Source organism: Segatella copri (assembly GCF_009494835.1).
GTDB classification, from domain to species: domain Bacteria; phylum Bacteroidota; class Bacteroidia; order Bacteroidales; family Bacteroidaceae; genus Prevotella; species Prevotella copri_F.
In genome coordinates, this window is the sequence record NZ_VZBE01000024.1 from 36348 (window position 1) to 48617 (window position 12270).

14 protein-coding genes and 1 tRNA gene are annotated in these 12270 nt (G+C 48.1%); 1 reads left to right on the forward strand and 14 read right to left on the reverse strand.

Features of this window, described 5'->3' with window-relative positions; genetic code table 11:
• Window positions 1-43: 43 nt before the first annotated feature.
• The 3 genes from rimO to F7D47_RS04395 all read right to left on the reverse strand — a co-directional run bounded on the left by rimO (window position 44) and on the right by F7D47_RS04395 (window position 5780).
• Window positions 44-1345 (reverse strand): 30S ribosomal protein S12 methylthiotransferase RimO, encoded by a 1302-nt coding sequence (gene rimO, locus F7D47_RS04385; protein ID WP_022121781.1) that lies wholly within the window; start codon window positions 1343-1345, stop codon window positions 44-46.
• 3 nt (window positions 1346-1348) lie between these two features.
• Window positions 1349-2302 (reverse strand): signal recognition particle-docking protein FtsY, encoded by a 954-nt coding sequence (gene ftsY / locus F7D47_RS04390; protein WP_006846481.1) that lies wholly within the window; start codon window positions 2300-2302, stop codon window positions 1349-1351.
• Between the two features lie 244 nt (window positions 2303-2546).
• Complete coding sequence (locus tag F7D47_RS04395; protein WP_153086539.1) at window positions 2547-5780, reverse strand: S41 family peptidase; 3234 nt, start codon at window positions 5778-5780, stop codon at window positions 2547-2549.
• A gap of 241 nt (window positions 5781-6021) precedes the next feature.
• Between F7D47_RS04395 and F7D47_RS04400 the strand changes: the two genes are divergently transcribed.
• Window positions 6022-6096 (forward strand) — tRNA-Arg (locus F7D47_RS04400).
• Window positions 6097-6413: 317 nt separating this feature from the next.
• Here F7D47_RS04400 and F7D47_RS04405 read toward each other — a convergent pair.
• From F7D47_RS04405 to F7D47_RS04455, 11 genes are all read right to left on the reverse strand, one after another.
• Window positions 6414-6854, reverse strand: coding sequence for a ribonuclease H (locus tag F7D47_RS04405; RefSeq protein WP_153086540.1), 441 nt, complete (start codon window positions 6852-6854; stop codon window positions 6414-6416).
• A gap of 2 nt (window positions 6855-6856) precedes the next feature.
• Entirely contained in the window at window positions 6857-7537 is a 681-nt protein-coding gene (locus F7D47_RS04410; RefSeq protein WP_153086541.1) for a DNA alkylation repair protein, read from the reverse strand.
• Between the two features lie 11 nt (window positions 7538-7548).
• Window positions 7549-8307: a carboxymuconolactone decarboxylase family protein gene (locus F7D47_RS04415; protein ID WP_153086542.1), complete on the reverse strand. Its 759-nt coding sequence runs from the start codon at window positions 8305-8307 to the stop codon at window positions 7549-7551.
• Between the two features lie 101 nt (window positions 8308-8408).
• Window positions 8409-9299, reverse strand: coding sequence for a helix-turn-helix domain-containing protein (locus tag F7D47_RS04420; RefSeq protein WP_153086543.1), 891 nt, complete (start codon window positions 9297-9299; stop codon window positions 8409-8411).
• Between the two features lie 97 nt (window positions 9300-9396).
• A complete protein-coding gene (locus F7D47_RS04425; RefSeq protein WP_153086544.1) occupies window positions 9397-9912 on the reverse strand; it encodes a pyridoxamine 5'-phosphate oxidase family protein in 516 nt (171 codons plus the stop codon).
• A 2-nt stretch (window positions 9913-9914) separates the two neighbouring features.
• Window positions 9915-10583: an AlkZ-related protein gene (locus tag F7D47_RS04430; protein WP_153086549.1), complete on the reverse strand. Its 669-nt coding sequence runs from the start codon at window positions 10581-10583 to the stop codon at window positions 9915-9917.
• 41 nt (window positions 10584-10624) lie between these two features.
• Window positions 10625-11365 carry a YczE/YyaS/YitT family protein gene (locus F7D47_RS04435; protein WP_089542680.1) on the reverse strand — a complete coding sequence of 247 codons (741 nt, stop codon included), beginning with the start codon at window positions 11363-11365 and terminating at the stop codon, window positions 10625-10627.
• The gene (locus F7D47_RS04440; protein ID WP_228113443.1) at window positions 11366-11605 is read right to left on the reverse strand and encodes a hypothetical protein; all 240 of its coding nucleotides are present in this window, start codon (window positions 11603-11605) and stop codon (window positions 11366-11368) included.
• A gap of 32 nt (window positions 11606-11637) precedes the next feature.
• On the reverse strand, window positions 11638-11820 hold the full coding sequence (locus F7D47_RS04445; protein WP_153086546.1) for a YccF domain-containing protein: 183 nt from the start codon (window positions 11818-11820) through the stop codon (window positions 11638-11640).
• 24 nt (window positions 11821-11844) lie between these two features.
• The gene (gene trxA, locus F7D47_RS04450) at window positions 11845-12144 is read right to left on the reverse strand and encodes a thioredoxin (protein ID WP_022121765.1); all 300 of its coding nucleotides are present in this window, start codon (window positions 12142-12144) and stop codon (window positions 11845-11847) included.
• Window positions 12145-12146: 2 nt separating this feature from the next.
• On the reverse strand, window positions 12147-12269 hold the full coding sequence (locus F7D47_RS04455) for a DUF1653 domain-containing protein (RefSeq protein WP_153095753.1): 123 nt from the start codon (window positions 12267-12269) through the stop codon (window positions 12147-12149).
• Window position 12270 lies beyond the last annotated feature (1 nt).

Here is a 12270-nt window from a genome sequence, read left to right on the forward strand (position 1 = left end):
TAGTCAAAATTTCTAAAACTCCAGGCTATGGGGGAGAGAATGATTATTTCACCACCTTGCCATAGAGGTCAAATTCCTCGCTTGCAGTAATTTCTACCTGATAGAAACAACCCACGCGCAGACGCTTCTCATCGGCACGGATCAGAACTTCAGGGTCTACTTCCGGAGAGCAGAACTCTGTTCGTCCGATGTAGTAATCGCCTTCCTTGCGGTCGATGATAACGGTCATGGTTTTGCCCACCTTATCAGCCTCAATCTCAGAGCTGATGTCTTGCTGCAGAATCATCAGTTCGTCCAGCCGGCGCTGCTTTACCTCGGCCGGCACGTTGTCTTCGTAGTGGGTGGCGCTGTAGGTTCCTTCTTCCTCAGAGTAGGCAAAGGCGCCCATGCGCTCAAATCTCTGTTCGCGTACGAAGTCGAGGAGCTCGTGGAAATCCTCATCTGTCTCGCCTGGGAAACCAACCATCAGCGTAGTGCGGATGTGAATGCCTGGCACGCGTTCGCGGATGGCCTTCAGCAGATTGATGGTTTCCTGCTTCGTTACGTGGCGATGCATGCTGGTGAGCATGTGGTCGCTGATGTGCTGGAGGGCAATGTCGAGATATTTGCATACGTTTGGCTTCTCGCGCATCACGTCCAGAAGATCCATTGGGAACTGGTTCGGATAAGCGTAATGCAGGCGAATCCATTTCACGCCCGGAATATCAGCCATCTCGCTGATGAGTTCGGTAATATGATGCTTGCCGTCAATATCTACGCCGTAGTAGGTGAGTTCCTGAGCGATAATCTGAAACTCCTTCACGCCTTCTGCCACTAGTTCGCGCACCTCCTGCAGAATCTCTTCCTTCGGACGGGAAACGTGCTTGCCGGTGATGATAGGAATGGCGCAGTAGGCACAGTGGCGGTTGCAGCCCTCAGCTATCTTGATGTAGGCATAATGGCGCGGAGTGGTGAGATGACGCTGGCCGTTGCAGGATGAAACTTCCGCCTTGCCGAGTTCCTGCAGGAGCTGCTTGTAGTTGAATTTGCCGTAGAACTTATCCACTTCAGGCATTTCTTCTTCCAGTTCCTTCTGGTAGCGCTGCGAGAGGCAGCCCATTACGTAGAGCTTTCTGAGTCGGCCTTCTTCCTTAGCCTGGATAAACTCCAGGATGGTGTCGATGCTTTCCTGCTTTGCATCCTCGATGAATCCGCACGTATTGATGACGGCTATCTCGCCCTGAGGGCGCTTGGAATCGTGAACGCAATGGTAGCCGTTTGCCTCAAACTGCTTCATCAGCAACTCGCTGTCTACGAGATTCTTCGAGCAGCCCAGGGTAATAATATCTATCTGATTTTTCTTCATTTTCTAATTTTTAAAGAGCGAGTCTACGAATTCTGTCTTGTTGAAGAGCTGCAGATCTTCCATACCTTCGCCCAGTCCGATGTATTTTACAGGCACCTTGAGCTGGTCGCTGATGCCGATGACAACGCCGCCCTTAGCGGTTCCGTCGAGCTTGGTGATGGCGAGCGAAGAGATGTTGGTTACGGCAGAGAACTGCTTAGCCTGTTCGAATGCATTCTGTCCGGTACTTCCGTCGAGCACGAGCATTACCTCGTCTGGTGCTTCAGGCATTACCTTCTTCATCACTTCCTTTATTTTCTTGAGCTCATTCATCAGGTTCACCTTGTTGTGCAGTCGGCCTGCCGTATCGATGAGCACCACGTCGGCGCCGTTTGCCTTGGCGCTCTGCAGGGTGTCGAACGCCACGCTTGCCGGGTCGCTTCCCATCTGCTGTTTCACTACAGGCACACCCACGCGCTCACCCCAGATGCAAATCTGCTCTACGGCAGCGGCACGGAAGGTGTCGGCAGCTCCCAGAACAACCTTCTTGCCAGCCTTCTTAAACTGGTAAGCCAGCTTGCCGATGGTGGTTGTCTTGCCCACGCCGTTTACGCCTACTACGAGGATAACGTAAGGCTTATGATCGGCAGGAAGTTCCCAGTCTGCCAGGTCATCGCTGTGATTCTCGGAGAGGAGAATGGCTATTTCCTCGCGCAGAATGCGGTTGAGCTCGCTGGTTGAAACATATTTATCGCGGGCCACACGTTCTTCGATGCGGCGGATAATCTTGACCGTGGTTTCTACACCTACGTCTGAAGTGATGAGTACCTCTTCGAGATCGTCGAGCACATCATCATCGACGGTAGATTTTCCGGCAACGGCGCGCGCCAGTTTGCCAAACACACTCTCCTTGGTTTTTTCAAGTCCCTTATCGAGAGTTTCCTTCTTTTTGTTGCTGAATAATCCGAATAATCCCATAATCTTGTTTTTATTTTGTGCAAAGATACTCATTTTTTTTTATTTTATGGCTTTTTCACTTGCTTTTTCTCCCTTTTCAAGAAAAAAAGTAAAGATTTAGAGGCTTTGATGTCATGATAGAAGGGTTTTTACCGATATTGTGGGGTTAATCAGGTTTAATAAATAATGTTGTCTGCTACAAAAAACAAATCGCCCTGCAAAGGACAAAAGCGGTTCTGCTTCTGACCCTTGCAGGGCGTTCTGTTTATTTCTTCATCATTTCCCTGACGGCTCTTTCGAGCTGGGTATCATGGCCATTGATGAAATCTTCCGGACTGTTGTAAACCTCGATGTCTGGGTTCAGCTGGGTGTTCTCGCCGAACACGCCACGCATGTCGCGGCAGCCTACCTGAGGAATACCGAATACCAGCGTGTTGTCCATCAGCGTTTCCCACCATACGGCTGTCATGGTTCCTGCTACAGGAGCACCGATCAGCTTGCCGATTCCGAGTTCCTTGTAAACCCATGGGAAGCCATGGCCATTGCTGTAATCGTTCTCGCAGATCATGACGCAAGATGGCTTCACCCATTTGTTGAACGGATCGCGGCCAACTACCTTACCGTGAGGCACAAACTCCTGATACTGCTTGCCGTTGAGCAGGGTGCAGAGATCATCGTGCAACCAGCCACCGCCATTATGGCGTTCGTCTACGATTACTGCGTCTCTGTTGCGGTTCTTGTCGCTCAGGAGTTCGCTGTAAACGGTGCGGAAACTCTCCGAATTCATCGCCTTAACGTGAACATAAGCGATGCGTCCGCCCGAAATGCTATCAACGAAAGCGCGGTTGCGGTCTACCCAGCGCTTGTAGAGCAGGTTGTTGAGCTTGCCCTGAGAGATAGCCTTCACCGTAACCTCCATCTTCTTGCCCTTGGCGTTTCTGATGCCGAGTCGTACATTCTTGCCAACCTTTCCGTCGAGCAATGGGAAGTAGTCCATTCCGGCTTTAATCTCCTCGCCGTCGATGCTCTCGATGATGCTGCCGGCTGTAACGCCTGTATTCTTCACATCGAAAGGACCACGCTTGATAATCTCCTGAATCTTCAGGCCGTCGCCCTGATACTGAGGGTCGAAGAATACTCCCAGGTTGGCGGTGGTAAGCGCGCTGTTCGAAGCGTAGTAGCGGGCTCCTGTATGCGAAGCGTTCAGCTCGCCAAGCATTTCGCTCAACATCTCCTGGAAGTCGAAATTGTTGTTGATGTAAGGCAGGAACTTCTCATAGGTCTTGCGGTAACCTTCCCAGTCAACACCATGAATCTTAGGGTCGTAGAACTTGTCTTTCACCTGTCGCCATATATGGTCGAAGAGATACTGGCGCTCCTCGGCTGGCTTATAGTTGAAGTTAGCCTCAAAGCTGATGTCCTTGGTGCTGAATCCGCTCAGATCCACCTTCTTGATGCTGCTTCCGTTGCAGATGAAGAGATTCTTCACATCCTTGTCGGTCTGCAGGTTGCCCTGGCCTACGCCCTTCATCACGAGCTTGGTAGAGCCGTCCTTCAAGTCGTGCTGCCAGAGGTCGTAATCATCCTCGAAGGCTGCCTGGTAGTAGAGCTTGTCGCCGTCTTTAGAGAGCACAGCATCGCCCATGTGCGAAGAGTTTGCGGTGAGGCGTACGATTCTGTCGCGGCAGTTTTCGATGTCCAGCTCCAGTGGCTTCACTTTTTCCACCTCTATCTTTCCGGTCTTCTTCTGCTTTTCGTCAGCCTTCTTTTTAGCTTCTTCCTTCTTTTCGTCTTCCTTCTTCTCCTTTTCGTCCTTGTTGGCGTCAGCCAGTTCTATCTCTTCCTTGCTCATGTTGAAGCGGTTGTAGGCGTCCAGGTCGAAGAACATGATGTAGGCATCGTCTTCTGCTCCCCAGCTTCCATGACTGCGGTAACCGGCTCTGTCGCTCTGGAAGAGCATTGCCTTGCCGTCGAGCACCCATTTGCCGTTGCTGTCGCTGTAGCCGGAATTGGTCAGGTTGTGAACCTCTTTGCCGTCAGCCTTTACCAGCGCAATATCCTGGTTGTTCCAGCCACCGTTGCCGATATAGGTTGAAAGGAGCCATTTGCTGTCTGGCGACCATTCGAAAGCGATGTCTCCATCGCTGTAAGAGTAGACGTATTTGCCATCGAGCACGGTGCGGATTTCCTTCGATTTCAGATTGACGATGCGGAGTGCTGCACGGTCTTCGAAGAAAGCCACTTCCTTGCCGTCAGGAGAGTATTGCGGATACTGCGATGTAATGCCTGTTTTCACCAGCTGCTCTTCCTCGATATCGGTAGCGTAGGTGAAGTTCTTCTCTTTCTCGTTCTTGATCTTAGACTGGTAAATCTGCCATACGCCGTTGCGCTCGGCTGCATAGACCAGAGCTCTGCCGTCTGGCGAGAAGCTCAGGTCGCGCTCCTGCTGCGGTGTGTCGGTAATGCGCTTGGTAGTGGTATATTCTACAGAAGTTACGTATACGTCGCCATGCATCACGAAAGCCACTTCCTTGGCGTCTGGCGAAACGGAAATCTCTGTAGCTCCCCAGCTTTTAATCTGACGTACGAGGCTTGGAGCATCATTATCTGTTGTAATGGAGATGTTTACCTTCTGAGGCTCTCCACCTTCTTTCACGGTGTAGATTTCGCCATCATATCCGTAGCAGAGCAGGTCGGCGCTGGATGCAGTGAGGAATCTTACCGGATTGCCTTTGTGGTGGGTAATCTGCTTGTCGCTTGAACTGTTGAGGCTGCGGCGGTAGATATTGAATGTGCCGTCCTGCTCGCTCAGATAGAAGAATGATTTCTCGTCTGATGTCCATACTGGTGAGCGGTCTTCGCCGGCAAAGGTAGTCTGCTTGGTAAACTTTCCGTTACTCTTCAGCCAGATGTCGCGAGCGATAGGTGATTTCTGGTGTTTGCGCCAAGGGTCTTCGTATCCCTTTTTGTCGTGGTAGAGAATGTCGCCGTTCTTGGCGATGCTGATATTCTCCATGGTGAGGGTAGAGAAGAGTTCCGGTCTTCCGCCCTTGGTGCTTACCTTATATACTTGTGGGAATGTGTTGTCGCCGAAGATGATGCTCTGGGCTGTAGGCTGCAGACTGGCAGAGTAGAGCACATGGTCGTTGTCTGCAAAGGCGATAGGTGTTTCGCTGCCGCTGTTGGTGGTGAGTCGGGTAGGAGCACCGCCTTTTGCATCGATTACGAAGATGTCGAGACTTCCTTCGCGGTTAGACTGGAAGGCAATTTTCTTGCTGTCAGGGCTCCATACAGGATGCGAATCGAAGGCTGCATGGGTTGTGAGCTGTCGTGCTTCACCGCCGTTGACAGAAACACTGTAGAGGTCGCCTTTATAAGCGAAGGCGATGGTAGTGCCATCAGGCGAGATGGCTGGGTAGCGCATCCAGAGCGGATGATCTTCTGCGCTGGCAGAGAGTGCTGCTGAGAGCAGGGCTACTGAAAAGATTAACTTTTTCATTTGCGTATGTTTTATGTTTGAATATGCGTTATAAAAATCTCTTCTCTTTTGGGGCCAGAATGCTGTTTCTTGCTCCTAACGGATGCAAAGGTAGTTATTTTTTGCGATATTTAAGCATAAAAAAAGAAAAAAGTGAGAAAAAGTTTGGTGTATTCAAAAAATATATGTACCTTTGCAGCCGCAAATAAGAAAAGTGGCTGATTCCTTTACTGGTTAGCTAGTTTGCGTTTTGAAAAGTGTTGGTTCCGTAGCTCAGTTGGATTAGAGCAACAGCCTTCTAAGCTGTGGGTCTTGGGTTCGAACCCCAACGGAATCACAAAATAAGCAAAATAAAACTTATTTGTACAAAATTAGCATGGGAGAACAATGGTAGTAAGTTACTTATTTATAGGTACTTACCTCTGTTGTTCTATTTTGTTTTTAAATATATTTTACAGTTTACCCTCTTTTATGTACTCTTTTCGTAAATAGCTGTTAATCAATATGTTATGAATTTGGTGTATTGAGAAATCATCCATGTGTGTTACAAATGTGTTATCAAAAAGCGCTAATGTGTTACCAGAATAGAGAAGTTGAAATCCTTAATGACCTTAATGACCATGGCCTTAATGACCGGAAAACGGCCCTAAACATTTATTTGTTTTTCTGATGAAATTCCTTCCTTGTCTTAGCCATTGCTTCTGTAGCCCTATCGTGGGTCTCTATCAGCAGTGGACTCTTGTGATATTGCACGATTTTGACTCCGACTGAGTTGTGCCTTTTCTTTACCTCGATGCATTGAATGATCAAGTCCGGATTGGCTGATTTAGCCGTTGGAGTCTTGTCAAAGTTCTGAATATAGGCAGCGTTGGTCAGGAAGAGAATGTCGGAACCTTCCGGTATTTCCTGCATTACTTTCACCATGAGGGTTAGTATCATGCGGAATTCCGTGGTGTGTAGGTCGCTGATTACATCACGGCTGATGATATTGCCGTTATGCTCAATCACAACGGCAGCACCACCAGCTCGCTCTTTATGGCCATAATCACATGAGCCACCTATCCAAATGTAATATGTAGAAGTATCTTGTGTCATAATTATTTTATCTTCAATGTCCGCAGATATTCCTTCTGCTCGGGCGTGATTCTGTAGCTCTCGATGGCCTTCTGGATAGTCTTGTTGTGCGTCCAGGGAGCAAGGAAGCGTTGCTCAATGTAGGGAATCGCCTGGTCCCATTGCTTGGCAAGGGCGGTGGCGAAGAACCAGGCTACCATCATTTTTACGTAATACTCTTCGCTCTTTACTGATGCAGGAATTTCAAGATATTCTGCCTTGAAGTCTTTATCAAGGTAATGAGACATAAGTGTCTCTATTCCAAAACGACAAGTATAAACGTGTGACGATTTACTCCAAGTCTTAATCTTCGCCAACAGTTCCTTCTTGTGTTTGGCAAATACCTTCGGAGACATGATGTCGCACACTGCCCAGTTGTCCACGAAAGGCAGGAAGCTGTCAATAAGACGAATGCATTCATCGTAGTCCTTCACCTCGGAAATGAGGAGACCGTGAAGCATGTTCTCATCGTAGTATTCGTGAGGAAGCTGATGAAGAAATTCCTTGCATTCTGCCTTCTTTGTAAACTCTTTTGCAAACTTGCGAAGCACAGGCACACGAATGCCTATGAAACTTTCCATAGGCACTCCCGGTGTCAGTTTGGCCTGGAAAGCAGCATACTGCTTATCCTGCATGGCGAACAGTCTTTCTTGAAGTGAAGTCATAAATCTTATTGTTATTTTATCTTGTTATATTCCTCATCGCTCACAGCCTCCTGCCATTCGTTGGATGTGTTCTCGCCAGGTATTTCAAAGGCGAGGTGGGCAAACCAGCTGTCTTTTGCTGCACCGTGCCAATGCTTCACGTTGGCAGGAATATGGATGACTGTGCCGGGGAGGATTTCCTGCGCAGGCTTTCCTTCCTCCTGATACCAGCCACGTCCGGCTACGCCTACCAGCATTTGCCCGCCACCCTTTGTAGCGTGGTGCGTGTGCCAGTTATTGCGGCAACCTGGCTCAAAGGTAACGTTGAAGAAAGGTATCTGACTATCAGATATTTGTGCCAGATAACTGTTGCCTTTGAAGTATTTGGCGTAAGCTGTGTTGGGTTCGCCAACAGGGAATATCATCTCGCGCTGGAAAGCAGCCTTGGAGTCTTCTCCTTTCACATCTTCGTTCCATACCTCCTTTGCCAGATTGAAGGCAGCCCAGGCCTTTGGCCAACCTGCGTAGAAGGCGATGTGAGTAATAATCTCTGCCGCTTCCGTACGGGTAATTCCGTTATTCTTTGCCGACTGCAAGTGATATTTCAGCGAGCTGTCGGTGATTCCTTGGCTGATGAGCGAAGTGATTGTTACCAAACTGCGGTCGCGCAATGAAAGCAGGTCATTGCGGCTCCATACTTCTCCGAAGAGGATGTCGTCGTTGAGGTGGGCGAACTCCGGGGCAAACTCACCCAACTGGGTGCGCCCTGCTGTCTGTACTATTTTCTTCATTGTATCATATTTTTAAATTTTTCTCTATATTTTCAAATTCTTCTCCAGAAAACATCTTCGATGTAAAAAATAACAGTTATTCTATATATGCTTCATTATATTTAAGCAGTTTTGCGGTACTCGCTTGGAGTCTTTCCCGTCTGTGCCTTGAAAAAGCGGACGAAGTGCTGAGAATATTCAAAGCCGAGGCGCTGGCTGACTTGCGTAATGGTTAAGGTTTCATCTACAAGTAGTTGGCGGGCTGCAGAAAGCAGTCGGTCGTTGATCAGACTCTTAGCGGTTCTGCCAGTCTCTGTCTTGACTAATTCGCCGAAATATTTGGTAGAATAGCAGCATTTGTCGGCAAAGTAGGCTACGGTAGGCAGCCCTTCATGCTCCGCTTTCCGGGCAATGTATTCATCGAGCAGAGAGATGAATTTCTTTACTACCGAATGGTTTATCTCCTCGCGTGTGATAAACTGTCGGTCGTAGAAGCGCAGGCAGTAGTTTAGCAGCAACTCGATGTTTGAAACGATGAGTTCACGCGAATGTCTATCTATAGGATGCTGAAGTTCCTGCTTAATCATTGAGAGTACATCACGGAAGATGTTTACCTCGGCAGCGGATAGATGTAGTGCTTCGTTGCTTGTATAGTCGAAGAACTCATATCGGGAGATGTTCTTGCCAAGCTGGGTGCGGTTGAGTAACTCGGGATGGAAAGCCAATACCGTATATTTGGCAAGCGGTACTCCTGGAATGGGTTCAACCTTAATCGACTGACCTGGAGCAAACGAGGTGACGGTCATCTCGTCAAAATCATATTCTGTTCTGCCGTATGACAATTTGCAGCCCTTGTTTTCCTTTAGGAAGAGGGCATAAAGTCCGTAATGGTGCACAGCCTCCTGTATCGGAGAGGTGTTCTCTACACGTGCAATGCTTACCAGAGGATGAAGCGTTTTCACCCCAATGTAGTCGTTGAACTCCTGTATCGTATTAAAGAATAATTCCTTCATAATCCTAAGCCTTTTAAATTTCTTGGGTGCAAAGATACGCACATTCTCCTAAAGAGCTTATACCTGGTTTTCGGAAAATTTTACCATTATCGGAGATTTATTCCATTCTTCCATATTTCATTTCCACGCCTTCCTTATCATATTGCTTGCGCTTGCCGGTTGGTGGCTCAGTAAGTGTGATGCGAACTACAGCCGTGCGTGACAAGGAACGGGCGATGCTCTGGTCGAAAGCATCCATGTGGTGAGGAAGGAAGCGCTCACAGATTAGTCGGAGACCATGAATCTTCTCTGCTTCATCTGTCACGATTTCTGCCTTGCCGAATGCGATGGCTGATTTGAACTGCATGGTGAAACTCCCGTCCTTCGGACCAACCGTAGGCGCACAACGTGTTACGGCTGAAAGGCAAACCTCTGGATGAACCTTGATTGCCTCCAACTTCTTGCCTTCCAAGGCACCATGAAAATACCAATTCACATCATCATCAGATGCGAGCGACAGCGGTAAACCATAAGGCTTGCCGTCTTCGTCAATAAAACTGACAGTTATATACGGAGCCTTGTGCATTACTTCCAAAGCCCACTCACTATCCATTGCTCTTGATTCTTTTCTCATTTTTATCCAATTAATTTAATAATCTGTTTATCCGAAGCATCAGGCAGGATTTCTTTCAGATGTTTGAAAATCTTCTGATAAGACTCTTCGGGAGTGCGGTTGCATTGGCAAGCCTCCCTGCCATAGAGGTCTTCGGGTGTATTGAGCAGCGACCATCCCCAGCCATATTCATGATTGTGCTTGTCACGAGGGTAGATGAAATCCTCGGTCACGATGTAAGTCGCCATTTCCAGTCGGGTGAGATAACCGTCAAACTTGCTTCTCATTCCCTTTCCTGTAAAACCGCAGGCTGCCCGAAGTTCTCTCGTGATGAGACTGCCGGTAGATTGAAGCGTGCTGAGAATGGCTCCTTCTATCGAATCTTCATCCGGGTGGGAGTATTTGCTTCTTCTGTAGTTGCAGAAGTCCGGCCACCATTCCTGGCTGATGAATCCAGCCTTCTTGTTGAAGAACTTTCCGTACATACACGGCATTTCCTGCACAATCTCGCCCTTCCATTTCCATAGCGGCCAGTCCCAACCGCCTTCAGGAAGTCTTACGTAACCGCAATCCTCCGCCACGATGTCTTCGGCAGAGAATCCTTCAATGCCGCTATCGAGGAGGGGGAGGAAGCCGATTTTCTGAATCAGCTCCATCATGCCTGTTGCTGAATATATTTCTGGAAAATTCATGTTCATCTATTTTTATCCGTTGAACTTAAATAATCTTGACGTTACATCTGTCTTCTTATGTATCGTGCCAGTCCGTAAACATATCTTCGGCAACCTGGACGATAGTGGAGCAGGCGGTCGAACCATGCAAGATGTTTGTTGAATAGGCGAACTGTAACACCTACATAGACCATGGCGAAGAGCGTTCCGATGCCCACGATCTCCCATTTCCATGAACCGAGAAGCAGGAAACAGAACAAGACGGCCAAGACCACGAGCGTGATGTCCACCCGAATCTTGGCTTTAGGGAAAGGCCAGCCGGTAACCTTGTGAATGGCAATGGAAATACCCTCGCCAGGCATGGTTACTGAGCCGCATTTCACCTCCATGGCGATTCCGAAACCGAGGATGGTGCAACCGGCAATCTGCACAAGGGCATTGACCAGGATATTTTCTGAAACCATCCACTGTGTAAGCACCATATTGAGGTCTATGAACATTCCGAAGATAAAGCCGATAGCTAGCTGGAAGAGTTGCACCCACTCGAAGTTTCTTCTCAGAATCAGAATCTGCAGCACCACGAAGATCGCATTCATCATGATGGTGTAGCCGCCGATAGTCCATCCTGGGATGTAATCAAGCATCTTTCCTGCCGAAGCCATCACGTAAGGGATGGTGGAAATAACGCTTGAACCTAACTGACTTCGCACACATGCTGCGACTCCGAAAGTCATTACATAGAGCGAAACGAGCAGCAGAATATGCTGCCATACAAAAGATATAACTTCTTCTTTCTTAATCATCTATATTATTTTCTTAATCAATTCGTTCAGTTTATCCTCTCTGATAATTTTCGGCTGAGCCTTGCCAGCGAGAATGAGAATCTTCTTGCCGTTACGATAGATATGAAGCTGTCGTGAGCGAACCGCGGCAGTCAACTCCTCATCGTTCTGCATGGCTTGCAAGATAGGATAATATACTCCCTCAGGTTCAAACAACTTCTTTTGAAGATGCGAGCAGAGGTTTGTTGTATCAATAGTTATTGCCATATTTCCTTCAACTTCTTCTTATCACTTTAAAATCCCAACTCCACATCCTTGCCGAATGGTGCGAGCGAAAGCGCGGCCATCTTGAAATGCTGTTTTCCCCAAGGAATGCCGATAATGGTACATGCAAGAGCCAGACTTCCGGTGAAATAACCGATGGCAGCTTCGAGACCTCCGAAGAGCCACCAAAGTAAGTATCCTATTATGCGCATAAGATTATTCTTTTATATTTTTGATTATATCAAGAATGGATCAAGCGTAGCCAGCAGTTCGGCTTTATCTACCACACCGCTTGTGCGCCACAATACTTCTCCGTTTCGGAAGAGCATCAGCGTAGGCACGGATTGGATGCGGTATTGGCTTGCTGTTACGCCGTACTTGTCCACATCCACCTTGATGATTCGGATACGGTCGCCCAACACACTCTTCACCTGTTCCAGAATGGGGTGCATCGCCTTGCAAGGTTGGCACCAGGTAGCAAAGAAATCGACCAGAACAAGCTGGCCACTGTTTATTACATTATTAAATGTCTCCATAATTATTTATCTATTTCTGTGAAACGATTAAAAGTTCTGCCGTCCCTCGTAACTTTCCCGAAGAACATGTTTTCCGGTCTTACCCAATAGGCTTGGTCTCCATAGAGAGCCTGATAAACCACCATG

Bases quoted from the DNA above. Each gene is read 5' to 3' on its own strand.
- F7D47_RS04445 (WP_153086546.1), bottom strand. From the start codon at position 11,820: ATGCGCATAATAGGATACTTACTTTGGTGGCTCTTCGGAGGTCTCGAA.
- ftsY (WP_006846481.1), bottom strand. From the start codon at position 2,302: ATGGGATTATTCGGATTATTCAGCAACAAAAAGAAGGAAACTCTCGAT.
- trxA (WP_022121765.1), bottom strand. From the start codon at position 12,144: ATGGAGACATTTAATAATGTAATAAACAGTGGCCAGCTTGTTCTGGTC.
- F7D47_RS04430 (WP_153086549.1), bottom strand. From the start codon at position 10,583: ATGAATTTTCCAGAAATATATTCAGCAACAGGCATGATGGAGCTGATT.
- F7D47_RS04415 (WP_153086542.1), bottom strand. From the start codon at position 8,307: ATGAAGAAAATAGTACAGACAGCAGGGCGCACCCAGTTGGGTGAGTTT.
- F7D47_RS04425 (WP_153086544.1), bottom strand. From the start codon at position 9,912: ATGAGAAAAGAATCAAGAGCAATGGATAGTGAGTGGGCTTTGGAAGTA.
- F7D47_RS04395 (WP_153086539.1), bottom strand. From the start codon at position 5,780: ATGAAAAAGTTAATCTTTTCAGTAGCCCTGCTCTCAGCAGCACTCTCT.
- F7D47_RS04455 (WP_153095753.1), bottom strand. From the start codon at position 12,269: ATGGTGGTTTATCAGGCTCTCTATGGAGACCAAGCCTATTGGGTAAGA.
- F7D47_RS04405 (WP_153086540.1), bottom strand. From the start codon at position 6,854: ATGACACAAGATACTTCTACATATTACATTTGGATAGGTGGCTCATGT.
- F7D47_RS04435 (WP_089542680.1), bottom strand. From the start codon at position 11,365: ATGATTAAGAAAGAAGAAGTTATATCTTTTGTATGGCAGCATATTCTG.
- F7D47_RS04420 (WP_153086543.1), bottom strand. From the start codon at position 9,299: ATGAAGGAATTATTCTTTAATACGATACAGGAGTTCAACGACTACATT.
- F7D47_RS04410 (WP_153086541.1), bottom strand. From the start codon at position 7,537: ATGACTTCACTTCAAGAAAGACTGTTCGCCATGCAGGATAAGCAGTAT.
- rimO (WP_022121781.1), bottom strand. From the start codon at position 1,345: ATGAAGAAAAATCAGATAGATATTATTACCCTGGGCTGCTCGAAGAAT.